Annotated in this window: 18 protein-coding genes; 6 read left to right on the top strand and 12 right to left on the bottom strand. The window is 67.2% G+C overall.

Going from position 1 to position 24,686, the window contains the following annotated elements; genetic code table 11:
• Positions 1-11: 11 nt before the first annotated feature.
• On the bottom strand, positions 12-1,232 hold the full coding sequence (locus tag AC6LJW_RS16715; RefSeq protein WP_105237042.1) for an MFS transporter: 1,221 nt from the start codon (positions 1,230-1,232) through the stop codon (positions 12-14).
• 97 nt (positions 1,233-1,329) lie between these two features.
• Here AC6LJW_RS16715 and AC6LJW_RS16710 point away from each other — a divergent pair, with 97 nt between their 5' ends.
• Positions 1,330-2,265, top strand: a complete 936-nt coding sequence (locus tag AC6LJW_RS16710; protein ID WP_056565233.1) for a LysR family transcriptional regulator — start codon at positions 1,330-1,332, stop codon at positions 2,263-2,265.
• A 32-nt stretch (positions 2,266-2,297) separates the two neighbouring features.
• Here AC6LJW_RS16710 and AC6LJW_RS16705 read toward each other — a convergent pair whose 3' ends face one another.
• The 3 genes from AC6LJW_RS16705 to AC6LJW_RS16695 all read right to left on the bottom strand — a co-directional run bounded on the left by AC6LJW_RS16705 (position 2,298) and on the right by AC6LJW_RS16695 (position 5,318).
• On the bottom strand, positions 2,298-3,278 hold the full coding sequence (locus tag AC6LJW_RS16705) for a quinone oxidoreductase family protein (protein WP_498087793.1): 981 nt from the start codon (positions 3,276-3,278) through the stop codon (positions 2,298-2,300).
• Between the two features lie 42 nt (positions 3,279-3,320).
• Positions 3,321-4,256: a bifunctional Delta(1)-pyrroline-2-carboxylate/Delta(1)-piperideine-2-carboxylate reductase gene (gene lhpI / locus AC6LJW_RS16700; RefSeq protein WP_498087792.1), complete on the bottom strand. Its 936-nt coding sequence runs from the start codon at positions 4,254-4,256 to the stop codon at positions 3,321-3,323.
• A 129-nt stretch (positions 4,257-4,385) separates the two neighbouring features.
• Entirely contained in the window at positions 4,386-5,318 is a 933-nt protein-coding gene (locus AC6LJW_RS16695; protein ID WP_056565224.1) for an N-carbamoyl-D-amino-acid hydrolase, read from the bottom strand.
• Between the two features lie 475 nt (positions 5,319-5,793).
• On the opposite strand from AC6LJW_RS16695, the gene AC6LJW_RS16690 reads away from it, so the two are divergent.
• Positions 5,794-7,314: an EAL domain-containing protein gene (locus tag AC6LJW_RS16690; protein WP_235512134.1), complete on the top strand. Its 1,521-nt coding sequence runs from the start codon at positions 5,794-5,796 to the stop codon at positions 7,312-7,314.
• A 173-nt stretch (positions 7,315-7,487) separates the two neighbouring features.
• Positions 7,488-8,540: a helix-turn-helix transcriptional regulator gene (locus AC6LJW_RS16685; RefSeq protein ID WP_498087791.1), complete on the top strand. Its 1,053-nt coding sequence runs from the start codon at positions 7,488-7,490 to the stop codon at positions 8,538-8,540.
• Positions 8,541-8,556: 16 nt separating this feature from the next.
• Here the strand turns inward: AC6LJW_RS16685 and AC6LJW_RS16680 are convergent, their stop codons facing one another.
• A complete protein-coding gene (locus tag AC6LJW_RS16680) occupies positions 8,557-9,336 on the bottom strand; it encodes an SIR2 family NAD-dependent protein deacylase (protein WP_056565219.1) in 780 nt (259 codons plus the stop codon).
• Between the two features lie 256 nt (positions 9,337-9,592).
• Between AC6LJW_RS16680 and AC6LJW_RS16675 the strand changes: the two genes are divergently transcribed.
• On the top strand, positions 9,593-13,003 hold the full coding sequence (locus AC6LJW_RS16675) for a TM0106 family RecB-like putative nuclease (protein WP_498087790.1): 3,411 nt from the start codon (positions 9,593-9,595) through the stop codon (positions 13,001-13,003).
• Here AC6LJW_RS16675 and AC6LJW_RS16670 read toward each other — a convergent pair.
• From AC6LJW_RS16670 to AC6LJW_RS16645, 6 genes are all read right to left on the bottom strand, one after another.
• On the bottom strand, positions 12,991-15,516 hold the full coding sequence (locus tag AC6LJW_RS16670) for a TonB-dependent siderophore receptor (protein WP_498087789.1): 2,526 nt from the start codon (positions 15,514-15,516) through the stop codon (positions 12,991-12,993). The genes AC6LJW_RS16675 and AC6LJW_RS16670 overlap by 13 nt on opposite strands.
• A gap of 151 nt (positions 15,517-15,667) precedes the next feature.
• On the bottom strand, positions 15,668-16,657 hold the full coding sequence (locus AC6LJW_RS16665; protein ID WP_498087788.1) for a FecR domain-containing protein: 990 nt from the start codon (positions 16,655-16,657) through the stop codon (positions 15,668-15,670).
• Positions 16,654-17,223: a sigma-70 family RNA polymerase sigma factor gene (locus tag AC6LJW_RS16660; RefSeq protein ID WP_427986681.1), complete on the bottom strand. Its 570-nt coding sequence runs from the start codon at positions 17,221-17,223 to the stop codon at positions 16,654-16,656. Before AC6LJW_RS16660 ends, AC6LJW_RS16665 begins: the two co-directional genes overlap by 4 nt.
• 136 nt (positions 17,224-17,359) lie before the next feature.
• Positions 17,360-17,572 (bottom strand): DUF1059 domain-containing protein, encoded by a 213-nt coding sequence (locus tag AC6LJW_RS16655; RefSeq protein ID WP_400522535.1) that lies wholly within the window; start codon positions 17,570-17,572, stop codon positions 17,360-17,362.
• 170 nt (positions 17,573-17,742) lie between these two features.
• On the bottom strand, positions 17,743-19,830 hold the full coding sequence (locus AC6LJW_RS16650) for a putative bifunctional diguanylate cyclase/phosphodiesterase (protein ID WP_498087787.1): 2,088 nt from the start codon (positions 19,828-19,830) through the stop codon (positions 17,743-17,745).
• 182 nt (positions 19,831-20,012) lie between these two features.
• Positions 20,013-21,122 carry a YcjF family protein gene (locus tag AC6LJW_RS16645; RefSeq protein WP_056565208.1) on the bottom strand — a complete coding sequence of 370 codons (1,110 nt, stop codon included), beginning with the start codon at positions 21,120-21,122 and terminating at the stop codon, positions 20,013-20,015.
• A gap of 338 nt (positions 21,123-21,460) precedes the next feature.
• On the opposite strand from AC6LJW_RS16645, the gene AC6LJW_RS16640 reads away from it, so the two are divergent.
• Positions 21,461-22,462 (top strand): WaaZ-like lipopolysaccharide core biosynthesis protein, encoded by a 1,002-nt coding sequence (locus tag AC6LJW_RS16640; protein WP_498087786.1) that lies wholly within the window; start codon positions 21,461-21,463, stop codon positions 22,460-22,462.
• On the top strand, positions 22,459-23,634 hold the full coding sequence (locus AC6LJW_RS16635) for a glycosyltransferase family 4 protein (protein ID WP_082578897.1): 1,176 nt from the start codon (positions 22,459-22,461) through the stop codon (positions 23,632-23,634). The genes AC6LJW_RS16640 and AC6LJW_RS16635 overlap by 4 nt, the downstream gene beginning before the upstream one ends.
• Here AC6LJW_RS16635 and AC6LJW_RS16630 read toward each other — a convergent pair.
• Positions 23,573-24,682 carry an S-(hydroxymethyl)glutathione dehydrogenase/class III alcohol dehydrogenase gene (locus AC6LJW_RS16630; protein ID WP_056319378.1) on the bottom strand — a complete coding sequence of 370 codons (1,110 nt, stop codon included), beginning with the start codon at positions 24,680-24,682 and terminating at the stop codon, positions 23,573-23,575. The two genes, AC6LJW_RS16635 and AC6LJW_RS16630, sit on opposite strands and share 62 nt — an antisense overlap.
• Between the last annotated feature and the right edge of the window lie 4 nt (positions 24,683-24,686).

The following is a 24,686-nucleotide window of genomic DNA, read 5'->3' as shown; positions in this document are numbered from 1 at the left end:
CGGCCCGATCCTCACGCGGCGTAGCGGCTGGCCTCGCCGTTGCGGTTGCTGGCGGGCCACAGGCGCAGGGCCAGCGCGGCGGCCGCGGCGCCTGCCGCCGTCAGCGTCACGCCGGTCCAGCCCCAGTGGGCCAGCGCCAGGCTGCCCAGCGCGCCGCCGGCGGCCATGCCGATGAAGACGCCCGTCATCAGGATGGCGTTCAGGCGGCTGCGGGCGGCCGGGTCGATGCCGTAGACGATGCTTTGATGCGCGATCAGCGAGGTCTGGATGCCCAGGTCGAAGCCGACCGCGGCGCCGCCGATCAGCCACAGCGCAGCGTGCGTGGGCAGGAAGGGCAGGAAGATCATGGCGGCAAACGACACCATCGTCAGGCCGGCGCCCAGGCTGGCGACCGCCAGCGGACCCCGCGTGTCGGCCACGCGGCCGGCCAGCGGCGCGGCCAGGGCGCCTGCCGCGCCGGCCAGGCCAAACGCACCGGCGGCGCCCGCGCCCAGATGGAACGGCGCGTCGTGCAACATCACGGCCAGCGTGGACCAGAAGGCGCTGAAGCCCAGCGACAGCAACCCCTGCGCGGTGGCGGCGCGGCGCAGACCGGGGTGCTGGCGCCACAGCGTCAGCAGCGACCCCAGCAGCGCGCTGTAGGCCAGCCGCGTCGTCGGCTCGAACCGCGGCAGACCGCGCCACAGTGCCGCGCCCAGCGCCACGATGCTGACGGCGGCGGCCGCGAACATCATGCGCCAGCCGAACTGCTCGGCGACAAAGCCGCTGACCACCCGCGACAGCAGGATGCCCAGCAACAGGCCCGTCATGACGGTGCCGACGATCTTGCCGCGCTGGTCGGCCGGGGCCAGGTGGGCTGCGGCCGGCACGATGTCCTGCGCCAGCGTGGCGGACAGGCCGATGGCGAAGCTGGCGGCCAGCAGCAGGCCGATCGTCGGCGACGCGCCGGCCAGCAGCAGCGCCAGGGCCAGCACGGCGGCTTTCACCAGGATGATGCGCTTGCGGTCATAGCGGTCGCCCAGCGGCGCCAGCATCAGGATGCCGAAGGCGTAGCCCAGTTGCGTCAGCGTGGGAATCCAGCCCAGCGTTTCGGCGCTGGCGTGGATGTCCGCGCCCAGCACGCCGAGCATCGGCTGGCTGTAGTAAAGGGAGGCGACGCCCAGGCCGGCGCCCACGGCCAGCAGGAAGACCAGGCCGCGCGATAGGGAGGGGTGGGAAGTGGGGGATGACATGGTGGTGTCCGGTGGCTTTGAGTACGGGGCAAATTCTGGGCTTGCCGCCGGGGTTTTGGTAGCCGACCTTCGGGTACATGCGTTATACGATAGGCGTATGACCACCCCCGCCCTCCCCGTGGCAGCCGGCACCGACCGCATGCTGCTGATCGAAACCTTCGTACGCATCGTCGAGGCCGGCAGCCTGTCCGCCGCCGCCGCCCAGATGGGCGGCACCCAGCCCACCGTCAGCCGCCGCCTGCAACTGCTGGAACGCACGATGGGCGTGCGGCTCCTGAAGCGCTCCACCCACGCCATCCGCCTGACCGAAGACGGCCAGCGTTGCTACGAGCGGGGCAAGGAGCTGCTGGCGTCTTGGCAGTCCTTCGAAAGCGAGGTGCGCGGCGCGGACGATGATCCGGCCGGGATGCTGCGCGTGGTGGCGCCACATGTGTTCGGCCAGGATCAGTTCATCGAGCCGCTGGCCAAGTACCTGAAGCGCTATCCGAACATGCGGGTGGAATGGCTGCTGCACGATCGCATGCCGGATCTGATCGCAGAAAACGTGGATTGTGCGATTCGTGTGGGCGCCGTGACGGATCCGTCGGTGATTGCCGTGAAGCTGGGCGAGGTGCCGCGCATCGTCGTCGCCTCGCCGGACCTGCTTGCGGGCGGACCGGTGCCGCAGGACGCCTCAGACTTGGCGCGCCTGCCGTGGCTGGCGCTACGCACCTTCTATCGCACCGAGGTCAGCCTGACGCATTGCGGCAGCGGGGAAAGGCAGTGCTTCGACATCCAGCCGCGGCTGTCCACCGACGGCCTGCATGCGTTGCGCAACGCGGCCATCCAGGGGCTGGGCGTGGCGCTGGGGTCGGCCTGGGCCATGCAGGGCGATCTGGCCGCCGGCCGCTTGGTGCACCTGGCGCCGCAGTGGCGCGCGGACGCCCTGCCCGTCTTCCTGGTCTATGCGCCATCGCGCTTTCAGCCGGCGCGCCTGCGGCGCTTCATCGAGATCATGCGCGAGCATCTGCCGATGGAGCTGGCGGGGGCCTGACCTTCGCGCGGCGCCGGCCCCCTCGCCGCCGATCAGGGGGTGATTACGATGGCGCCGGTGACCGCGCGGCTTTCAGCAGCGCGGTGGGCATCCTGGACCTGTTCCAACGGATAGCGCGCCCCGATGGCCGCGCGAACCGCACCGGTTCGCATGGCGTCGAAAACATCCGACGCATTGGCGCGGAACGTCTGCGTGTCGGCGTTGTGCGGAAACACGGACGGGCGCGTGAGAAACAGGCAGCCTTTCTTGTTCAGCAACTCCGGATCGATGGCCGGGGCCGGGCCGGATGCCGCGCCAAAGAGCACCACCATGCCGAACGGCGCGGCGCAGTCCAGCGACCCCATGAACGTGTGCCTGGCCACGGAGTCGTAGACGACCCGCGCCTTCTTGCCGCCCGTGGCCGCCACAACCTGTTCCACCCAGTTTTCCTGCGTGTAGTCGATGGCCACATCGCAGCCGGCTGCTCGCGCAGCCTCGCACTTGGCGGCCGAGCCCGCCGTGCCGATGACCCGGGCGCCCAGCGCATGCGCCCAGCCGCTCAGAATCTGTCCGACCCCGCCCGCGGCAGCGTGCACCACCACGATGTCGCCGGGCTGGACCGCATGGGTTTTCTTGACCAGGTATTGCGCCGTCATGGCTTTGAAGAACACGGCGGCGGCGTCTTCGTCGGAGATGCCCGCCGGGATCTTCACCAGTTTGGCGGCCGACACGTTGCGCCGGTTGGCGTAGGCGCCCACGCCCGCGTTCATGTAGACGACATGGTCGCCCACGCGCAGGTCCGTCACGCCTGCGCCCACCGCCTCGATCACGCCGGCTGCTTCATGCCCCAGGCCTGTCGGCGTGGGCAGCGGATACTTGCCCGCGCGCTGATAGATGTCGATGTAGTTGAAACCGATGGCCGTCTGGCGCAGTTGCGCTTCGTCCGGCCCCGGGGGCGGCAGGTCGGCGTCGACAAGCCGCATGACTTCCGGGCCGCCGAACTCGGTCAATTGGATGGAACGGGCCTGCGTCATGGGTTGTCTCCTTTTGAGTCATGGGTAAAGCACCACCTGCCATCATTCCTTCACGGATTCGTACACCAGCGTCGCCAGCGTCAGGTCTTCCAGCGCGCTGCCCACCGCCTTGAACACCGTGATCTCCTGATCGTTGCGGCGGCCGGGGCGTTCTCCCTTGGTCAGCTGGTGCAGGTTGCCCTGGATGCCTTCGCGCGTCAGTACGCCGGCGTCAAATGCCGACAGCAGATCGCCCGACTTGGTGGGCGCCTCGTCGGTGTCGACATACACGGTGGTGCCGTCAAAACACGCCGGGTCCGTCTCGCGCATCTCCGGCTTGAAGCTGCCGATCAGGTCCAGGTGCGTGCCGGGGCGCAGCCACGCGCCGTGGATGAGCGGTTCGGTGGACAGGGTGGCGCAGCTGACGATGTCGGCTTGACCGGCGGCGGCTTGCAGATCGGTGACCGCTTGCGCATCGAAGCCCTGCTCGCGCAACGTTGCCGCCAGCGTCTCGGCGCCAGCCGGCCGCACATTCCACACCAGCACGCGCTGGATCGGGCGCACCGTGCGCATGGCCTGCGCCACCAGGCCGGCGATGCGGCCGGATCCGACGATCAGCAGCGTGCGGGAATCGGCGCGCGCCAGGTAGTCCGCGCCCAGCGCCGCCGCGCCCGCGGTGCGGTACACGGTGACGATATCGCCGTCGACCTGCGCAACCGGCACGCCCGTGGTGGCGCTGTACAGGTTGTAGGTGGCGTGCAGGCCCGGCAGGCCCTGATGCGTGTTCTCGGGGAAGATGTTGATGATCTTCACGCCGAAGTAGCCGCGGTCGCTCCACGCCGGCATGATCAGCGAGGTGCCGTGCGCGTTGCCGGACTGGATGGCGTGCACGTGGCGGGCGGGCACCGTGGCGTCTTCGCGGAAGGCGTCCCGCAGGGCGGGAATGACGGTGTCGAAGGACAGGGCGTTGCGGGTCTGGTCGGTGTCGATTAAGCGCATCGGATCGTTGCCTGCGTGGTCGGTCTATCAAGGAGTCTGGGGCAGTCTAGCAGCGTGCGAGCGGCCGCTGCCAAAAGAAATTGCCCGCGATGTCGCGGGCAATCGGGGTGACTCGGCAGGCGTGCGGCGTCAGTCCACGTCGGGCCGGGGCAGCGGGTCGCCCGCGCCGGTGCGTTCGACGATGAGCTTGTAATGATGCGGGCTGCGATGCTTGGCGAAATTGAAGACGTGGTCGCGGAAGGTCTGGCCCAGCGCCAGGTCGATGCGCGCGGTGATGACTTCGTCTTCCTCGCCGCTGGCGCGCGCCACGATCTCGCCGGACGGCGCAACGATCATCGAACTGCCGATCATGTGATGGCCGTCCTCATGTCCGCACTTGGCGGCCGCGCCAATCCACACCGCGTTCTGGTAGGCACTGGCCTGCAGCACGATCTCGTGCGTGGTGGTGCGCAGGTGCGCGGGTTCGTTCCAGTGGATGTTCAGCGACGGCGTGTTGTAGCCCAGCACGATCAGCTCGGCGCTTTGCAGCGACATGACGCGATAGGTCTCGGGCCAGCGGCGGTCATTGCACAGGCACATGCCGATCTTGACGTCGTTGGTCTCCCACACGCCAAAGCCCAGGTCGCCGACTTCGAAGAACTTCTTTTCCAGATGCTGGAAAGGCGCGTCGACCTTGTGGTCCGAGTGGCCCGGCAGGTGGATCTTGCGGTACTTGCCGATGATCTTGGCGCTGCGGTCCACCAGGATGGCGGTGTTGAACTGGCGGCCTTCCGGCGTCAGCTCGGCGTAGCCCAGGTAAAAACCGATGCCCAGCTCGCGCGCCGTGTCGAACAGCGGCTGCACGTCGGCGTTGGGCATGGTTTTTTCGAAATAGCGCTCCACCGCTTCGGCGTCATCCATCCAATAGCGAGGAAAGAAGGTCGTCAGCGCCAGCTCGGGAAACACGACGAACTCCGCCTGGCGGGCGGCGGCTTCGCGCATCATCTCGACAAGGCGGCGCACGACCACCGCACGGGTGTCGGCCAGATTGACGGCGCCCATCTGGGCGACGGCCAGGCCCATTTTGCGGGACGGGGAAGAGGGGTTCACGAAGGTCTCCAGATTCTTGCGGGGGGGCCGCCGCGCGGGGGAGGTGCGCGTTCTAGGCCGAAGGCGCAAGCATGCCCGGCCGCGGACCGGTCCGATACCGCAGTCCGGCCGCCTGGCGGGCAGCATTGCTGGACCCCTCTCGGCTTCCCAACGCCTTGATCTGCATGGGAAAACCCAGGGAATTGCGCGGCCGAAATCGCACCTGTGCATAACGCGCGATCATGGGCGTCGCGCAAAGTTTTATATCGGGTTTCCCCGTAGATCCGGTCTCGCGGGGGCCGCCCGGCGCGGATCGCCCGGCGATTTTCCTAGCAATGCGTCCATTTCCGAAAGCCACAATTAGCGGGTCAGGAGGGGCGAATTTGCGGTTTAAGCACCTGGAAGTTCGGTTACATTGCCTTACGCGCAGAATTGCATGCAACGCGCCGCCCATGTGCACCGGTCCCCCATGTCACGTTCCAGAATTGCGGCTTTTGTGTTGTTGTTGTCGGCGCTTGGATTCCTCGCGGGGGTGCTGGCTGGACGCCAGATCGAACTGAACCAGGCCGACGACAAACTCGCCGGGCATAACGCCCGGCTGCTTGCGCACGCGCTTCGGGTGGCGCAGGAAAGCCATCGCCTCATGGCAGCGGCCACCCAGGGCGGCGCGCTATGTTCGGAAGCGGACGTGGCGACTCTGCGCGTGCTGCTCTTCAATTCCACCTACATCCGGGACATCGGCCGCACGCTGGGCGGCATGCTGCGCTGCTCCGCGGCCTGGGGCAAGCTGCCCGATCCCCTGACGCTGCCGCCGCCGGCCTTCACATTGACCAGCGGGCTGCAGCTCTGGGTGGGCGCCGCCAATATCGTCGACCGCCGCATCATCGGCGACATGGCGGCAATGCGCGACATCATCGTGTTCACCGCGCCGGGCGCGTTCGACGGCTTTCCGGAACCGGGTTCCCGGATCGACGCCAAGATCGTGACGCGGGATGGCGACCATGTGTACCGGCGTTTCGGCCGCGCGCACGACCTGGACATGCCGCGCGAAAACGAGGATGACCTGGGTTTTGCGCCCGAACGGCGCGCCTCGCTGTGTGCGCCGGACGGCGGTCCGGACATCTGCGTCGTGTCGCGGTTGCGGTCCGACGCCTGGTTCCAGCTTCCGGCAATGGTGCTGTCCGTGGTTGGCGCCCTGGCCCTTGCCTTTCTGGCGGGCCTTTGCGTCCTGTGGCGCATACACGCGGGCAGCGCCAAGAGCGAGCTGCGCAAGGCCATCCTGGGCGGCGACATCCAGGTCCACTACCAGCCGTTGCGTCAGCTGGCCACGCGGCAGCTGGCGGGCTTCGAGGCGCTGGCGCGGTGGAGCGCCCGGGGCCGCGACGTGTCGCCCATCCTGTTCGTGCCGCTGGCCGAAGCCATGGGGCTGGGCCGCGCGCTGTCCAGGCTGGTGACGTCGCGGGCGCTGCGCGACCTGCACGAGCGTCTGCGCGACGATCCCGCGCTCTACGTCAGCATCAACGTGTCGGCGGCGGACCTGAAAGATGCGGGCTACCGGAATTTCCTGCTGGACGCCGTCAGCGAGCGCGGCCTGACGCCCGCCAACGTGGCGCTGGAGATCACCGAAGGCACGCCGCTGTCCGACGGCCACGTGCTGGCGATGGTCAAGGCCTTGCGCGGCAAAGGCTTCAAGGTGTTCATTGACGATTTCGGCACGGGCCATTCCAACCTGAACTATCTGGCCGAAATGCAGGCCGACGCGATCAAGCTGGACCGCAGCTTCACCAGCGCCATCGGCGCCGAGGACGCGGGCACCCTGATCGTCGACCATGTCATCGCGATATCGCGGGAGCTGGGCATCAATCTCATCATTGAGGGCATCGAGACCGAAGCGCAGGCCAGCTATCTGCTGGCCCGCCAGCCCGCTGCCGTGGGCCAGGGCTGGCTGTTTGGCCGCCCCGTCCCGCTCGCGGACATCGTGACCGATTGACCGCTGGCGGGCAGGTTGTCGTATGTCCATTTTATTTTTGGGACAACCGACATAATACAAAGTGCGCGGCCAAAGCGCCGGACGCATTATCTGGAATGCGGCAAATCATTATTGGCTGCTTTTGCAGATAGAATGCGGGGCGATATTTAACGGGTTAATTTGCTGTATCTGCCATGGGACATAACCAGACGCTCGTCGACAACCTGCTGCGCATCCTGCCGTATGTTCGTAACGAAGAAACCGATGCAATGGCGATGGGCATGGGCATGGCGGAAATCCGCGACCGGCTGGCCGCGTTGCAGAATCCGGTGCCCGACGACAAGCAGATCCGCCGCACGCTGCTTAAGTTGGATAGCGTCGGCAGCGTGGGCGCCACGCGCGGCAAGCTCTGGTACAGCACCCTGCGGCGCACCGATTTCCACATTCAGAACATGAACGCGAACATGGCAATGGCGATGTGCGCGCTCAAGCAGGTGGCCGACCGCCACCTGCCGGCCGTCGTGCTGGACGATCTGGCAACCACGTTCGACAGCGCGTGGCGCTATCTGGAAACACACCGGTCCCAGCCCGCGATCGGGCCGGCGCATGACTGGGCGCGCAAGATCCTGCGCATCGACGGCACCCATCCCACCGTGCTGCCCACGGTGCCTGCCGAGGTCTACCGCCAGGTCAGCGGCGCGTTGTACTACAACCGCAAGCTGTCGTTTCGCAATACGCCCTTCGGCGAGAAGGCCCCCGCCGACCGCCTATATGTCATGACGCCGCTGGCGATGGTCGACCGCGCCGGCGTGCTGTACATGGTGGCGTGGGGCGCGAGTCAGCCGGGCAGGCGCTTCCTGTTCCGCATGGACAGGCTGTCGGAAGTCCGGCTGCTGGACGAGGCCGCCGACCCGGACCCCACGTTCGATCTGCAGGATTACGTGCGCCGCGAAGAAGCCCTGAACTTCGATCCGGGCGAGGAAACCCGCATCCGGCTGCATGCCGCCGAACCCGTGCTGGACGATGGCCGGCGCCAGCGCCATCCGCTGCGCGAGTTCTGGCTCTCGGCGGACCAGATGATCGACGAGGACGAGCACGGCTTCACGCTGACCGCCACCGTGCGCCCGTCGGTCATGCTGTGGCAGCTGCTGCACGGGCACGCGTCCTCGATCGAGGTGCTGGAACCCGAAGTCATCCGCGAGCGTTTCGCCCGCGAAGCCCGCGAACTGGCGCGCCGCTACCTCTAATCCGCCGGCCACGGGCTCAGCCGCCAGGCCAGGCGCGCGCCAGCAGCAGCGGCAGCACTTTCTCGGCCGCGCCCCGGATGCAGTGACTGGCCACGCGATCCAGCGTCGTGGGATTGGGATTGATCTGCACGAGCTGCGCACCGCGCCCCACTGCCTCGTAGCAAAGTTCGGCCACCGCGGACGTCTGGCACGACGTGCCGGCCGTCAACACCAGATCGGCATTGGCAGCCAGTCCCTTGGCGACGCGCCAGACGGGGGGCGCGGGCGCCTCGCCGTGCCACAGCCGTCCCGGACGTACCAGGTTGCCGCAGATGCGGCAGGCGGGCGGCGCGGGATACGGGCCATGCCGCGCAGGCTTTTCCGGCGGGGCGCTCAGCGTGTGGGACATGCCGCAGCTCGAACATCGCGGCTGGTCGAACCGGCCATGCAGATGCAGGATGCGCGGGCTGCCCGCCTGTTCATGCAGCGTGTCGCCGTTCTGCGTCACCACAAACGTGCCAGGCACGTGCTCGGCCAGCGTGGCGATGGCGCGGTGCGCCGCGTTGGGGGTGGCCAGCAGCGCCCGGCGCCGCCGCTCCTCATGCCAGGCCCACACCAGCGACGGATCGTTTTGAAAGCCCGCGGCCGACGCCAGTGCCGCGGCGTCGTAGCGCGCCCACAGGCCGCGCATGCCATCGCGGCTTTGCGGCAGGCGGCTGGCGGGGTTCAGGCCCGATCCCGTCAGCACGACGATCAGGCGCGCCGCGCGCAGCGTCTGCACCAGGGAATCGGAAATATCGAGGGTGAGAAGTTTCATGCGAACCGCCCGCCACTGCAAAAGAGGCCGCAAAATCCGGCGCGATCAAGGCTGCAGATAATCAAATCGAACAAACCAGGCATGTCGCTTCCAATTACTGAAACAGCCTGGATTATGAAACCGCATTTGGACATTTGAGGGTTGAATTAATCGGAACAGATTTCAGCCGATTACGCGGTTATTCGCCGGATAATGTCCGGATCCTTCTTTTGCTATTCTTGGCCTCCGCAAATCGCGTCCGGCCTCTATACGCACCATGCAAAAAACCGGCGACCGCCTGTTGTTTTCCGCTTCCGACCTGGTCGGTTTCCTGGAATGCGAGCATCTGACCACGTTGGATCTGCTCAACCTCGAATCGCCGCTGCCGGCCGGGCAAGAGGACGAACAGCTCGAACTGATCCAGCAGAAAGGGCTGGACCACGAGCGCGCGTATCTCGAGCGCCTGCGTGCCGGCGGCCGGCACATCGTGGACGTGAGTGACGCGGGCGGCGGGCTGGCGGCGCGCATGGCCCGCACGCGGGAGGCCATGGCAGAGGGTGCCGACGTCATCTATCAGGCGGCGTTTCGGCATGGCCAATACATCGGCCATGCCGATTTCCTGCTGAAGACCGAACGCCCTTCACGCCTGGGCGATTACAGCTACGAGGCCAGCGACACCAAGCTGGCGCGGTCGGCGCGCGCCAAGTTCGCCATCCAGCTCTCGTTCTATTCCTGGCTCCTGGGCCTGGAACAGGGCGCGGCGCCGCTGCACATGCACGTGGTGCTGGGCAGCGGCCGCGAGGTGTCGCTGCGCGTGGCCGACTATGCCCATTACTTCCGCCAGGTCATGCGCCGCTTCGAGGCGCACGTCGATCAGCGGGACGCTGCGTCAACGTATCCCGACCCCTGTGAGAAATGCGCCCAGTGCCGCTGGGATCCGCTGTGCAAGACGCGCCGCGCGGACGACGATCACCTGTCGCTGGTCGCCAACATCACGCGGCAGCAGATCCGCAAGCTGAACGGCCAGGGCATCCGCACGCTGGAACAACTGGGTACGCTGCCGCCCGATGCGGCGGTCGCACGCCTGGAACCCGCCATCCTCTCCAAGCTGCGGTCGCAGGCGGCGCTGCAGCTGCGCGCCCGGACCGACGGCGGCCGCCATTGGGACCGCATCGCCAAGGACCCGGACGACACCTCGCTGCGCGGCTTCGAACGCATGCCGCAGCCGGACGCGGGCGATATGTTCTTCGACATGGAAGGCGATCCGCTGGAGGAAGGCGGGCTGGAATACCTGTTTGGCCTGTATGTCATCGACGACGGCCAGGAACGCTTCGTGCCGTTCTGGGCGCACAACCGCGGCGAAGAGAAGCTGGCCTTCGAGGCCTTCATCGACTACGTCGTGGCGCGCCTGCACCGCCATCCCGATGCGCACATCTACCACTACGCGCCCTACGAGGCGACGGCGATCAAGAAGCTGATGTCCGTACACGCCACGCGCGAGGCCGAGGTCGACAACCTGCTGCGCATGAACAAGCTGGTGGATCTGTACCAGGTCGTGCGCGAAGGCGTGCGCGTGTCCGAGCCCGGCTACTCGATAAAGAACATCGAACACTTCTACCTGCCGCAGCGCGCGGGCGGCGTGACAAACGCGGGCGCCAGCATCGTCTACTACGAACGCTGGAAGCGCACCGGCGAGGCGCAATTGCTGCAGGACATCGCCGACTACAACCGCGACGACGTGCTGTCCACGTACAAGCTGCGCGAATGGCTATGCGCGCTGCGTCCCGACGGCATGTCCTGGGCGAACCGCCGCGACACGCAGCAGCAGATCGATGCCGCCCGGTTCCAGGTCGGCGAAAAGACCGCGGCCGAACTGCGCCTGGAACCGTACCGCGCCGCGCTGCTTGGCTCCCTGCCCGCCGACGAGCTGGACTGGTCCGAGCGCGATCGCTATCGCGCGCTGGTCTATCAGTTGCTGGACTTTCATCGCCGCGAACAGAAGCCGGAATGGTGGGCCATGTTTGCCCGCATGGAGGCCACCGAGGCCGAACTGGTGGAAGACAACGAATGCCTGGCTGGACTCGCGCGTGACGACACCGTGGCGCCGGAACCGGTGGCGCAGTCGCTGCGCTACACCTACCGTTTCCCGCCGCAGCAGACCAAGTTGCGCACCGGGTCGGCCTGTACGGACGTGCGCGGCGGGCCGGCGATCAGCCGGCTGACGGTGGATCCTACGGCGGGCGTCGCCACCTTCACCATGTCGCGCAAGGCGACGCCGCCGCAGCGCCTGTCGCTCGGGCCGGGCAAGCCGGTCAGCATCGACGAGCTGGCCAACGCCATGTTCCGCTACGGCGACGCGCTGCTCGCGTCGGGCGATGGCGCCAGCACGCCGTTTCGCGCGGTGGACGCGCTGCTCAAGCACGAGCCGCCGCGCATCGGTGGCGTGCCGCCCGGCACCGCGCTGGCCGATCCGAGCGCGAAGCTGCTGGATCAGGTCGTGGACATCGTCGGCCGCATGGACGGGACCACCCTCTTCCTGCAAGGGCCGCCCGGCGCCGGCAAGACCTACACCGGCTCGCGCGTGCTGGTGAACCTGCTGCGTCAAGGCAAGCGCATCGCGGTCACGTCCAACAGCCATCACGCCATCAACAACCTGCTTTCTGGCCTGGAAACGGCGGCGCGCGAGGCGGGCCTGGCGTTCACCGGCGCCAAGAAGTCGGGCAAGGAGGGTGACGACTCCTGTTTCAACGGCAACTTCATTGAAGACGTCTTTGCCAACGACAAAATCGATCTGTCGCGCCACCAACTGGTGGCGGGCACGGCGTGGCTTTTCAGCCGGGCCGATTTCCAGCAGCAGTTCGACTACCTGTTCGTGGACGAGGCCGGCCAGGTCAGCCTGGCGAACCTGGTCGCGCTAGGCCAATGCGCGCGCAACATCGTGCTGCTGGGCGACCAGATGCAGCTCGGCCAGCCGACCAAGGGCACGCATCCCGGCCGCTCGGGCGAATCCACGCTGGAGTACCTCTTGAATGGCCACGCCACCATCGCGGCCGATCGCGGCATCTTTCTTGACACGTCCTACCGCATGCACCCGGCGATCTGCGGCTTCATTTCCGAGGCCATCTACGACGGGCGGCTGCGCGCCGCGGAATCGGCGGCGGTCCAGGGCCTGGTGCTGGGCGCGGATGCCGCCGGCGCGCTGGCCGCCAGCGGCATCCGGTACGTTCCGGTCGTGCACGAGGGCAACACGCAGTCCAGCGACGAAGAGGCGCGCGAAGTGGCCGCGCTATATGCCAGCCTGATGCGGCAGCGCTATCTGGACAAGCACGGGCGCGCGGTGCCGATGACGCCCGACGACGTGCTGGTGGTGGCGCCCTACAACGTGCAGGTCAACACGCTGCGGCAGGCGCTGCCCGAGGGCGCGCGCGTGGGCACCGTCGACAAGTTCCAGGGCCAGGAAGCGCAGGTGGTGATCATTTCCATGGCCACCTCCAGCGGCGAGACCATGCCGCGCGACATGGAATTCCTGTTCAGCAGGAACCGCCTGAACGTGGCGGTATCGCGCGCCAAGGCGCTGGCGATCCTGGTCGCCAGCCCCGCCCTGCTGTCGGTGCGCTGCCAGACGCCGGAGCAGATGGCGCTGGTCAACACGCTGTGCTGGGTCGCCGAAGCCGGTCAGAACGAATAGCGCGCGGTCAGCGTGACGCTGCGCGGTTCGCCAAAGAAGTTCGCGTCCGTCATCGAGCCCACGCTGGCGTAGTAGCGGCGGTCGAACACGTTGTTCACGTTCAGCGCAAGATTCAGCTGTTTGTTCACGTCCACGCCCGCGTTCAGCCCCACGACCGCATAGCCGCCCTGGCTGACACCCCACGGCGTGTAGATGCGGTTCTGCACGTGCAGCGATCCGCCCACGCGCCAGCGGTTCCATTCGCCCGGCAGGCGATAGGTCGTGAAGAGCTTGAACAGGTGGCGCGGGATGTTGGTGCCGTAGCGGTCGCCGACCGAAAACGTGCCGGTCGGATCGTAGCTGGAAGACTCGCCGCGCCGCTTGGCCGAGGCGTAGGTGTAGCCGGCCGCCAGTTGCCAGCCGGGCAGGATCTCGCCGGAGATTTCAGCTTCGAAGCCCTGACTGCGCACTTCGCCGGCCGGCGCGTAGCAGCTGGTCAGCCCGCCCTGGCACTGCGCATTCGGCAACTGATCGGGCAGGTTGTCCAGGTCGATGCGGAACACGGCCAGGCTCGTGTTCAGGCGTCCTTCCAGGTATTCGCCCTTGATGCCCAGCTCATAGTTGGTGCCCTCCTGCGGCGCCAGCAGTGCGCCGCTGGCGGTGGCGTAGTTCTGCGGATTGAAGATCCGCGTCCAGCTCGCATAGACCGAATGCACCGCGTCCAGGTCATACACCACGCCGGCATACGGCGTGAACTTGCGCACCACGTCGTACTTGCCTTCGCCGTAGGGATAGTCGCCGTCGTACTGCACCGTGTCCATGGAATACCAGTCCACGCGGCTGCCCAGGACGACGGAAAGCCTGTCGGTGGGACGCATCCGCGTCATGGCATACAGGCCGCTCTGCCTGACCTCCTGTTCCTTGCGCCATTGGCCGTACTCGCCGATGGTGGGCAGCGGGATCGCGCCCGGATTCCAGTTCAGCGGATTGAACGTCGCCAGCGTGAAGTCGCCGTCCTGCGTGGCGCCGCCGCCGACATCGTGCCAGCTGCTGCGGCGATGGCTCGCACCCACCACCAGATCGTGCTGGCGGCCGAACAGCGAGTACGGTCCCGACAGCGAGGCATCGAACGTTTCCTGGTCGCGGTCATAGTTGTAGCCGCCGCCGCGCAGCGTCATGGAAGGGTCGCCGTTCTCGTCCCACGTCGACTGGCCGATGTACGTGCCCAGCATGTCCATCTTGCTGCGGATCGCGGCGGCCGACAGCTTGCCCTTCCAGCCGTTCGCGAACTCGTGGTCGATGCCGCCGAAGATCGTGACGCTGCGCTTGTTCCAGTACGACCAGTCGGGGCTCATGCGCGTCGAGCGCGAGATCGGCAGGAAGCGCCCGTCGGGATACGTGCCCATGCCGTTCCAGTCGACGCCGGGATTGTCTTCCTTGCTGTACGAGGCGCCCAGGCTGACGGTGGTGCGATCGGTCACGTCGGCTTCCAGGATGCCGTACAGCAGCGTGCGCTTGTTGCGGTAGCTGTCAATGTACGAATGCTTGTCCTGATAGGACATGACGCCGCGCGCGCGCAGGGTGCCGGCTTCATTCAGGGGGCCGCCCGCGTCGAGGTCGGCAAGATAGTTGTCCCAGCTGCCCGCGGCGGCGGTGAAGGAACCCTGGAACTCGCGCGTGGGGCGCTTGCGGATCAGGTTGATCGAGCCGCCCGGCGTGCCGGCGCCTTCCATCAGGCCGGAAACGCCGCGCACGATCTCGACGCGGTCGTACATGGACATGGGGCCGGTGGACAGGGCGGCCTCTTCGTATTCGATCGGCAGGCCGTCGACCATCAGGTTGTTGATCTGGAAGCCGCGCGAGGTATAGCGCTCGCGTTCGCCGCCCCATTTGGTCACCGTGAGGCCGGGCGTGGCCTTGACGGCGTCGCCCAGCGTTGCGATGTCCTGGTCCTCGATACGCTGGCGCGTGATGACCGAGACCGTCTGCGGCGTTTCGCGCGGCGATAGCTCAAGCTTGGTGGCCGAACCCATCGCGCGCGTCGTGTACGAGCCCGTGCCCTCCGTCAGGCCGGCAAGCGCGGTCCCGCTTACCGTCACTGCGGGCAGAACCGCCGTTTGCCCGCCGTCGGGCGCGCGGCGCAGGACGTAGCCGCCGTCCTCGCGGCGCACGGCTTGCAACTGCGTGCCCGCAAGCAGGGCGTCCAGCGCGGCCTGCGGCCCGTAGGCGCCGTGCAGGCCGGCACTTTGGCGGCCCTCGGCCAGCGCGCTGGCGCCCGCGATGTAGACACCCGACTGGTTGGAAAAGCGCGTCAGCGTCTCGGACAGCGGTCCGGCCGGGATGTCGTATTGGCGGGTTGAGCCCGATGCGGCGGGCGCCGCGGCGGGGGCGGCAGCCGGTTGCGCCCAGACAGGCGGCGCGATCGCGGCGGCCAGCGCGCCGGCCAACGCGGCCTGGCGGACCCGGGCGAGCCGCATGCGGCGCAAGGGGTTCGAGTGCGCCGGCAGGCGCGGGGCGGTGAAAGGATGACGCATGAAATCCGGCTTCCAGAGGGCGGTGGGTTGAGGAGGCGCCCGCCCCGCCCCGCCACGCCGCGCGGGCGGCAGGCAGGGGCAGCGAAACACGCTTCCTTTCCCTGTAAGTCGGATAGGTCGGAAAAAAGCGGAACTGCGCAGTGAAGAAAGTTCAGGGCCGGGCGTCGATGCTGGTCCACCACGGCAATGGATGGCGGATCCGGATCGGCAGGACGTCGGCCAGCAGCGCCAGCGTCTGGTCGGTATCGTGCAGCGGAAAGCCGCCATATACGCGCAGGTCCGCCACGGCGGGATCCAGGCTCAGATGGCCGCGGCGATGGCGGTCCAGTTCGCGGATCACCTCGGCCAGGGGAATGTCGCGCGCCAGCAGGATGCCGCGCGTCCAGGCCTCGCGCGCGGGGTCGGCGGGCGCGGCGCTGCCGATGCGGTCGTGCGTGAAGCGCAGTTGCCGGCCGGCGTCCACCACTTGCAGGGCCTCTCCGGACCCGAGGCGAATCTCCACGGCGCCCTGGTAGACCGCCAGCAGCGTCGCGTCCGCCTCCTGGCGCACGGTGAAGCGCGTGCCCAGCGCCCGCAGGCGGCCCTGCGGGGTGTCGACCACCAGCGGGCGGTCATCCTTGGCGGTATCGACGAGGATTTCGCCGGCCACCAGCGTCAGTTGCCGCACGCCCGCCCGGTAGTCCACATCCAGCGCGCTGGCCGAGTTCAGCCAGACCTGCGTGCCGTCGGCCAGACGCACCTGCCGCGTCGCGCCCGTGGGACTGCGATAGTCGGCCGTCATCGCCAGCGCCGTGCCGCGCACGGCCGGCACGCGCCATGCGGCCAGGCCCAGCACGCCCACGCCGGCCAGCAGCGCCAGCGCGCGCCGCCGCGGCCGGTGCAGCGTGCGAGCGCGCTGCAAGACCGCGGCGGCGGTGCGGGGATCGGGCTGGTCCTGCATCGGGGCAAAGCGCCGGCTGACGCTTTCGACGTAGCTCCAGGCGCGGCGGTGGTCCTGGTGTCCTTCCAGCCAGCCGCGCCACGACGCCTGGTCGGCGGGCGTCGCGACGCCGGAGGACAGCAGCGCGAACCATTGCGCGGCCTGCTCCATCGCCGCGTGCGGGGGCAGCGCGTCCTGCAGGGAAGCGTCCGCCATGCTCATGGCGCGCTGCCGGTCTGGGTTGGGGTCGGGGTCTGGGTTTGGGCCTGGGCCGGCGCGGAATTGCGGGCCTCGTGCAGCATGCAGTGCAGCGTGGCCTGCGCCACGTACTTGCGCACCATGCGTTCGGACACGCCCATTTCCGCGGCAACCTCGCGGTGCGTCATCTCGCAGCCGACGGCCAGCACGAAGGCGCGCGCGGCGCGTTCGGGCAGCGCGCGCAGCATGGCGTCGATTTCCTGCAGCGCCTGCAGCACGATGAGTTGGTCTTCCGCCGAAGCCGCGTAGGCCTCGGGACGCTGCGCCAGCGTTTCCAGCCATGCCTGCTCGACCTCGCGGCGGCGCCAGAGGTCCGCGCACATGTTGCTGGCCATGCCGCGCAGGTAGGCGCGGGCGTGGCCGGCATCCGTGAATGCGCGGGGTTTGACCAGCAGCCGCAGGAACGCTTCCTGGGCGAGGTCGGCGGCTTCCCAGGCGTTGCCCAGGCGCCGGCGCAGCCAGTCCTGCAGCCAGGAGTGGTGCGCGACGTAGAGCGTGCCCAGGCTGTCTGAGGGCGAAGGGGGCGGCACGGTAGGTCGGAAAGCTTGCGAATAGGAATTAGTCGCAATTATTCAGCAAACCGTGACGCATGGCAATGCGAGGGAAAGACGGGCGCGGCGGACCGGACAGAATTTGCCCGGCCTGGCGCGCCCGCAGGCGATGCCGTCAGCCTCGGCTGGGCGCTTCGGCGGGCGGCGTGCCGTTGTGGAACAGGGACTTGAGCTGCGAGCGCAGTTCGGGCGAGTCAGCGTGCTTGTGCACCGCGGTGGCGTGCTGCACCGCGGCTTCGAGCAGTTCCTCGTCCGAGTCCGCGGACAAGGCCACCGAGCAGTTCATCTCGCTCGGATACTCGCGGCAATCGATGTACTTGCGTGTCATGGGGCTCTCCCCGCGCATGCCTGCAAAGGCATTGCGTGCTTGAACAGCCGGCGCGCCAGGCGCAACACACCGGCGCGATGGCGCGTCGCATCGCGGCCGGTGTTCTGAAAGTATAGGTCTGCGGCGCGCGCCGCAGACGCCTTATTTCGCGGGGTTGCGCCGGATGCGGCCTATGCCGGCGCGGTATCGGCGGCGGCGTCGTCGTGCGACACCGGACGGCCCAGCAGATACCCCTGAAAGTGCGAGCAGCCCTCCGCCGTCAGGCGTTCCAATTGCGCCGGTGTTTCCACACCTTCGGCCGTCGTGGGGATGTCCAGGCTGCGGCCGATGCCGTTGATGGCGCGGATGATGGCCAGCGCCTCGCGGCTGGATTCGACGTCTTGCGTGAACGACTTGTCGATCTTGATCTTGTCGAACTCGAAGGTACGCAGGTAGCCGAGCGACGAGTAACCGGTCCCGAAATCGTCCAGCGCCACCTTGACGCCCAGTTCCTTCAGGCGGTGCAGCGTCGCCAGGTTGCCGGAGGAATTGGCGAGCAGCACCGATTCGGTGATCTCCAGTTCCAGACGGCTCGCGGGCAGGCCGGACTTGGCCAGCGCGGACTCCACCAGCGACACCAGCGCGCCGTTGGTGAACTGGCTGGCCGACAGGTTGACCGCCACGGTTTCATGGTCGTTCCAGCGCATGGCTTCGACGCAGGCCTCGTGCAGCGTGAAGGCGCCCAGTTCGTGGATCAGGCCGGTTTCTTCCGCGATGGGAATGAAGTCCTGCGGCATGATGAGCCCCTTCTTCGGGTGCTGCCAGCGCATCAGCGCCTCGCGGCCCACGATGCGCACATGGCTCACGTCCATGATGGGTTGGTAATAGAGCTGCAGCTGATGCGAGATGATCGCCTGGCGCAGATCCATCTCGACCTCGTGGCGCCGCAGCGCGGCGGCTTCCATTTCCGGCTCGAAGAACGCGAGGCAATTGCGGCCGTTGCGCTTGGCTTCGTACAGCGCCATGTCGGCGTAGCGCAGCAGGTGGTCGGCCGATAGCGACTGCGATTCCGATATGGCGATGCCGATGCTCACGCTGACGGGCACGGTGTGCCCCGCGATCTCGAAGGGTTGGCGCACCGCTTCGATGAGGCGCTCGGCCAGCTTGCGCACGTCGTCCTGTTCGGCGATGTTGGGCAGCACGATAGCGAATTCGTCGCCGCCCAGCCGCGCCAGCGTGTCCTGTTCGCGCAGGTGCTTGGGCAGCCGCTTGGCCAGGAGGCGCAGCAGTTCGTCGCCGGACTGATGGCCCAGCGTGTCGTTCACGCACTTGAAGTTGTCCACGTCCAGGCACAGCACCGCGGTCGAGCGGTCCCGGCTTGCGCCCAGCGCGCTCAGCAGCCGGTCGCGGAACAGGCGGCGATTGGGCATGCCCGTCAGCGTGTCGTGGTGCGCCATGTAGCGCACCTGTGCGTGGGCGGCATTCTCGTCCGTGACGTCGTCCGCGATCAGCAGCACGTAGCGCGAGCGCGGGTCGTTGCTGTGAAACGCCAGCGTCTTGGTGTGCAGCGTGCGCGGGCCGCGCGCGGTGGCCAGTTCCTCTTCCTCTTCGCGCATGGCGCCGTCCGAGCGCAGCGCGTCGTTGGTCAGGCGGTCGAAGAACGCGCACACCAGGTCGGGCAGGCAATCCTTCGCGGTCTTGCCCTCCAGGCCGCCTGGCTTGCCGCCAAAGGTTTCCTCGGCCTGCCGGTTGGCCAGCAGGAACTTGCGCGACACGGCATCCAGCACCAGCACGCAGGACGGAATGTGCGACACCACCGCCTGCAGGAAGGACGACATGGACGTGAGCTCGCTGTTGTAGTGGTCGGCCAATTGTTTGGCCCTCAACAATTGCTGCTCGCGTTCGCGGCGTTCGGTGTTGTCGCGCGTGACCTTGGCAAAGCCGATCAGCGCGCCCGAGTCGTCGTGGATGGCGTCGATGACGACGTGCGCCCAGAACAGCGAGCCGTCCTTGCGCACACGCCAGCCTTCGGCTTCGAACTTGCCGGTTTCGCGCGCGGTGGCCAGGCCGCGCTGGGGCACGTCGCGCGCCTGGTCTTCCTCGGTGTAGAAGCAGGAAAAGTGCCGGCCGACGATTTCGGCAGCGGTGTAGCCCTTGGCGCGCTGCGCGCCGGCGTTCCAGTTGGCGACGATGCCATCCGGGTTGAGCATGTAGATGGCGTAGTCGACGACGCCTTGCACCAGGTGGCGGTACATGACGTCGGAATTGGCGAGGATCATTGGAGGCGGCGGGCTCGCGCTCCGGCCGCGTTGGGACAACGCGCCTGCGCGGATGTGCCCTGAAGAACTAGGGGTTATACGGATTTACGTCGTGAAGCCGGCAATATTTACCTTACTGTCACGAAAAAGACCAATCTATCGAATCGTGTCGCACAAACTCAATTAATTGCATCGGCCCGCGATCAAAATTTGACGCGTTGCTTCAATGCCTGCGCGATCATCGGGACGTCGATGTCCTTGCCCGGATTCTTCAGGCAGAAGTCGTGCAGCACCGCGATGTAGGCATTGCCCAGCAGCTTGGTGATGGCGCCAGCGGTGGTCGCGGCGATGGTGCCGCCGACGGCGCTACCGGCGCCCGGAATGAACTTGAGCATGCCCGAGACGACCGAGCGGCCGATGAGCGTGGCGGCCGACGCGCCCAGCGTGGACGTCACCAGCGTGGTGATCGCGGTGGTGTTCAGTTCCATGCCGAAGGTGATGCCGATCTTGGCGATCATGCCGACCTGGATCGGCACCAGCGCAAAGGCGTCGGAGAATGGAATGGGCGCGGCGGCGGCCGAGGCGGCCAGACCGGCGGCCACGTTCACCTCGATCTCAGCCCGCTTTTTTTTTACTTCCAGGGCTTTCTTGTTGCGGGTGGACAGCGCGTTGGCGTAGGCGCGTTGCTGCGCCTCGGGCACGTGTTCGGCTGTCACCTCGATCAGGCGGTCCAGCCCCATGGGCGGCAATTCGGCGTCCAGCTCCTCGATCCATTCGGGCAGCGCGCGCACCGCCACGACCTGCCTGGCGCGCGGCAACAGCTTGCGCGCGTCTTCGACGAAAGGACTGTTCTTGCGCGCCTTGGTCAGCACCGCGACGACCGGGATGCCGGCCTTGTCCAGCATGTCGCACAGTTCGATTTCCGCGTCTTCGACACGATGGCTGCTGTCCTGAATGCACAGCCACGCCACGTGCAGGTGCCGGTCCTGATCGTCCGACGCCGAGCGTTCCTGGATCAGTTCGGCAAGCTGCGCGCGCGATTGCTCGTAGTCGCCGACTTCCAGGCCGCGCGTGTCGATGATCGTGAGCGGATGGCCGGGCCGGGTGAATTCCTGGGTGGTCTGGGTGACGGGCTTGCCCGCGCCCGTGCGGGCCAGATCGCCGCGGAACACGGCGTTGAGCAGCGTGCTCTTGCCGACGCCTGTCTTGCCGGCGACCAGGATGTTGACGCGGCCGGCGCCCCGCGTGGCGGTGCTGATGGCATCCGCGATGGCGTCCTGCAGGTCGGGGTGGTCGGGGCGGATGGCGCTCATTGAGGGGACTTGGAAAGCGGGGAAGGATGCCGGAACGATATCAGACGACGACTTCTTTGGCGCAAAACGTAATCGGCGGCCAACGGGTCGTACGTTCGGGGGACGCCATCGGCACGAGGCCGGCCGACGTGCCGCATCGGCATGCTCGCGGGGGAATCGCCTTTTTTCCGCCGCGTGAAAGAAGGGGCCGTAGCGGACGCTGCCGCGCGCAAATTTGGGGGCAGATTGACTGAAACTTCAAAGGGTTACATCTCACATAATCCCCTCGCGTTTTCCCAGAGGGCGCTGCGTAGAATCAGGCTGTTGTAAGGCTACGCCGCGGTACTCGCGCAACCATCATGCACCGTCTTGCGCTCGTCCCCCGCTTGCTGCGCTCGCGCCCCGTGACCAAAGGGCTGCGCTACTTGTATCGCTACACGCGGTCCAGGGCGGACCGTCACAACGAAACGCTTTGGCCCTTCGTGACCGTGCGCCGCGACGGCCCGGAGCGGCTGACCGGTTGCGATGTGCATGGCGTGCGGGGTCCGGCGACCCTCCCGCTGGATGAATTACCGCGAGGCATCGGCGGCGATGCGCACCTGATCCTCAGCGGCCCCTCCGTCGCGCAGATTGATTACACCCAATGCCGGATGCGCTCAGTGATGGGCGTAAATGGCTCGATTGCCCTGCGCGCCCGTCATCCGGCGCTGCGGTTTGATTACTACGCCATGCTCGACGCGGGGTTTGTGAAGAAGCGCCGCGACCTGGTGGCCGAGGTGCTGGCGCAGGATCTGATCCTGTTTGTGACGCCCGAGGTGTACCGCTGGATTGCGCTGCTGTTCGACGACCGGGCGGTGCGCTGCCGCATCGCACTGTTCGAGGAAGTGCACCAGCGCGCGCAGCGGCCGCGCGCGCAACCGCAGGCGCTTGAGTCGCAACTGCGCGCTGACGAGGAACTGGTGCTGTTCGATGCGCATCATCCGATGCACGCCCACGGCTTCAGTCTGAATGCCGCCCGCGGCCTGTTTGGCGGCGGGACGGTGGCTTACACGGCTTTGCAGCTGCTGGCGTGGCTGGGCGCAAAGACGGTCTACCTGCATGGCCTGGATCTGACGGCCACCGCGGGCCCGCGTTTTTATGAAAGCGCCGGCGCGCAGTTGCCTACCGCGCTGGACCGCCAGTTTGCGGGACACATCGAACCCGCGTTCCGGCAGGCCGGCAAGCTGCTGCGGGCGCGGGGCGTCCAGGTCTACAACCTGTCGCTGCTGAGCCGGCTGGGCGACGACGTATTTGAAAAACGGCATTGGAGTTGTTTGCTTGAAGCTCCCTCCCTGCAACCGCCGACGAGACCCGAATCATGAAGATCCTCTATACCAATTTCCACCAGGGCGATGGCGGCGGCCACACGACGTACGTGATGTCGCTGGCGCGTATCCTGTGCCAGAAATCGCAGGTCATGGTCGGCGCGCCGCGCAAGAGTCGGCTGCTGGCCGAAGCCGAGGCCCTGCCCGGCCTGCGCACCGTTGACCTCGAATTCAAGGGCAGCCTGTTCGAACAGCTTGCCGCGCTGCGCCGCCTGCGCCACCTGGTGCGCCAGGAACAGTTCGACGTCATCCACGTCAACGGTTCCGCGGATCACCGGCTGTGCATGCTGGCCACCATGGGCATGGGACGTAAGCGCCCGTTCATCGTGTACACGCAGCACAACGACCGCGACGCCAACAGCCTGGGCGTGCGCGTGCGGGCCAAGTGGGGCACCAACCGTGTCATCTGCGTGTGCAGCCACACGTTCCGGCGCATGCGGCAATCGGTGTTCCGCAACGAAGATCTGCGCGTGGTGCACAACGGCGTGGACACCCAGAAGTACCGTCCGGCCTGCCGCACGGAAACCGTCAACGCGCGCACGCGCTTTCTGCCGCCCGCGCTGCGCGACCGGCTGGTGATCGGCAGCAATGCCGGCACGGCGGACTACAAGAGCTGGATCGACATGGTGGCGGCCGTGTCCCTGCTGCCCGCCGGGCAGCGCGAGCAGGTCGCCATCCTGATCGCGGGCGCGATGCCGGGCGACGACATGCTCAACCAGGTTGCCGGATTGGGCATGCAGGATCAGGTGGTCTTCACCGGCATGCTCGACAACGTCGAGCCGGTGCTGGCGGCGCTGGATGTGGGGTTTGTGCTGTCGTCGCGGCTGGAGACGATTTCGTTCGCGTGCCGCGAGATGATGGCCGCGGGCAAGCCGGTCATCGTGACGAGCGTGGGCGGTCTGACGGAAAACGTCACCGAAGGCCGCAATGGCTGGATCGTGCCGCCCGGGTCCCCAGAATCGGTGGCCCGGACGCTGTCGGAAATTCTGGCAAACCGCGGCGTGCTGCACGCCATGGGCGTGGATGCGCGCAGCACGGCGCTCAAGGAGTTTTCGCTGGCGACCTTCGTCGGCAATACCGAACGCGTCTACCGCGAGAACGCCTACGTCAGTAGTGGATCACCGTCCGGATCGACTTACCTTCATGCATCAGATCGAAGGCTTCGTTGATACGGTCCAGCGGCAGCGTGTGGGTGACGAAGGGGTCCAGATCGATCTTGCCGCTCATCGCGTCTTCGACCATGCCCGGCAGCTGCGTGCGGCCCTTGACGCCGCCGAACGCTGAACCGCGCCACACGCGGCCCGTCACCAGCTGGAACGGACGCGTGCTGATTTCCTGACCGGCGCCGGCCACGCCGATGATGATGCTCTCGCCCCAACCCTTGTGGCAGCATTCCAGCGCGGCGCGCATCACGTGCACGTTGCCGATGCATTCGAACGAGAAGTCCACGCCGCCGTCGGTCAGTTCGACGATGACTTCCTGGATGGGCTTGTCGTAGTCCTTGGGATTGATGCAGTCGGTCGCGCCCATGGCGCTGGCCAGCACGAACTTGTTCGGGTTGGTGTCGACGGCGATGATGCGGCCGGCCTTGGCTTGCACCGCGCCCTGGATGACCGCCAGGCCGATGCCGCCCAGCCCGAACACCGCGACGGTGTCGCCTTCCTTGACCTTGGCAGTGTTGTGCACCGCGCCGATGCCGGTCGTCACGCCGCAACCCAGCAGGCAGACCTTTTCATGCGGGGCCGCCGGGTTGATCTTGGCCAGCGAGATTTCGTTGACCACGGTGTACTCGCTGAACGTCGAGCAGCCCATGTAGTGATACAGCGGCTTGCCTTCGTAGCTGAAGCGCGACGTGCCGTCCGGCATGACGCCCTTGCCCTGCGTGGCGCGCACTTTCTGGCACAGGTTGGTCTTGCCCGACAGGCAGAACTTGCACTCGCGGCATTCGGCCGTGTAGAGCGGAATGACGTGATCGCCGGGTTTCAGCGAGGTCACGCCTTCGCCCACTTCCACCACCACGCCCGCGCCTTCGTGACCCAGTACGGCGGGGAACAGGCCTTCGGGATCGTCGCCGCTCAGCGTGAAGGCGTCCGTGTGGCAGACGCCCGTGTGCGTGATCTGCACCAGCACTTCGCCGCGCTGCGGGGGCGCGACGTCGATTTCAACGATTTCCAGGGGCTTGCCGGGGCCGAATGCGACTGCTGCGCGTGATTTCATAGCG

Source organism: Achromobacter sp. 1012554356 (genome assembly GCF_059760815.1).
The sequence above is the reverse complement of the archived record's forward strand: the minus strand, read 5'-3'. Positions and strand labels throughout refer to the sequence as shown.

Excerpts from the sequence above, each read along its gene's own strand:
- AC6LJW_RS16715 (WP_105237042.1), bottom strand. The coding sequence starts at position 1,232 with ATGTCATCCCCCACTTCCCACCCCTCCCTATCGCGCGGCCTGGTCTTC.
- AC6LJW_RS16710 (WP_056565233.1), top strand. The coding sequence starts at position 1,330 with ATGACCACCCCCGCCCTCCCCGTGGCAGCCGGCACCGACCGCATGCTG.
- AC6LJW_RS16705 (WP_498087793.1), bottom strand. The coding sequence starts at position 3,278 with ATGACGCAGGCCCGTTCCATCCAATTGACCGAGTTCGGCGGCCCGGAA.
- lhpI (WP_498087792.1), bottom strand. The coding sequence starts at position 4,256 with ATGCGCTTAATCGACACCGACCAGACCCGCAACGCCCTGTCCTTCGAC.
- AC6LJW_RS16695 (WP_056565224.1), bottom strand. The coding sequence starts at position 5,318 with ATGGGCCTGGCCGTCGCCCAGATGGGCGCCGTCAATCTGGCCGACACC.
- AC6LJW_RS16690 (WP_235512134.1), top strand. The coding sequence starts at position 5,794 with ATGTCACGTTCCAGAATTGCGGCTTTTGTGTTGTTGTTGTCGGCGCTT.
- AC6LJW_RS16685 (WP_498087791.1), top strand. The coding sequence starts at position 7,488 with ATGGGACATAACCAGACGCTCGTCGACAACCTGCTGCGCATCCTGCCG.
- AC6LJW_RS16680 (WP_056565219.1), bottom strand. The coding sequence starts at position 9,336 with ATGAAACTTCTCACCCTCGATATTTCCGATTCCCTGGTGCAGACGCTG.
- AC6LJW_RS16675 (WP_498087790.1), top strand. The coding sequence starts at position 9,593 with ATGCAAAAAACCGGCGACCGCCTGTTGTTTTCCGCTTCCGACCTGGTC.
- AC6LJW_RS16670 (WP_498087789.1), bottom strand. The coding sequence starts at position 15,516 with ATGCGTCATCCTTTCACCGCCCCGCGCCTGCCGGCGCACTCGAACCCC.
- AC6LJW_RS16665 (WP_498087788.1), bottom strand. The coding sequence starts at position 16,657 with ATGAGCATGGCGGACGCTTCCCTGCAGGACGCGCTGCCCCCGCACGCG.
- AC6LJW_RS16655 (WP_400522535.1), bottom strand. The coding sequence starts at position 17,572 with ATGACACGCAAGTACATCGATTGCCGCGAGTATCCGAGCGAGATGAAC.
- AC6LJW_RS16650 (WP_498087787.1), bottom strand. The coding sequence starts at position 19,830 with ATGATCCTCGCCAATTCCGACGTCATGTACCGCCACCTGGTGCAAGGC.
- AC6LJW_RS16645 (WP_056565208.1), bottom strand. The coding sequence starts at position 21,122 with ATGAGCGCCATCCGCCCCGACCACCCCGACCTGCAGGACGCCATCGCG.
- AC6LJW_RS16640 (WP_498087786.1), top strand. The coding sequence starts at position 21,461 with ATGCACCGTCTTGCGCTCGTCCCCCGCTTGCTGCGCTCGCGCCCCGTG.
- AC6LJW_RS16635 (WP_082578897.1), top strand. The coding sequence starts at position 22,459 with ATGAAGATCCTCTATACCAATTTCCACCAGGGCGATGGCGGCGGCCAC.
- AC6LJW_RS16630 (WP_056319378.1), bottom strand. The coding sequence starts at position 24,682 with ATGAAATCACGCGCAGCAGTCGCATTCGGCCCCGGCAAGCCCCTGGAA.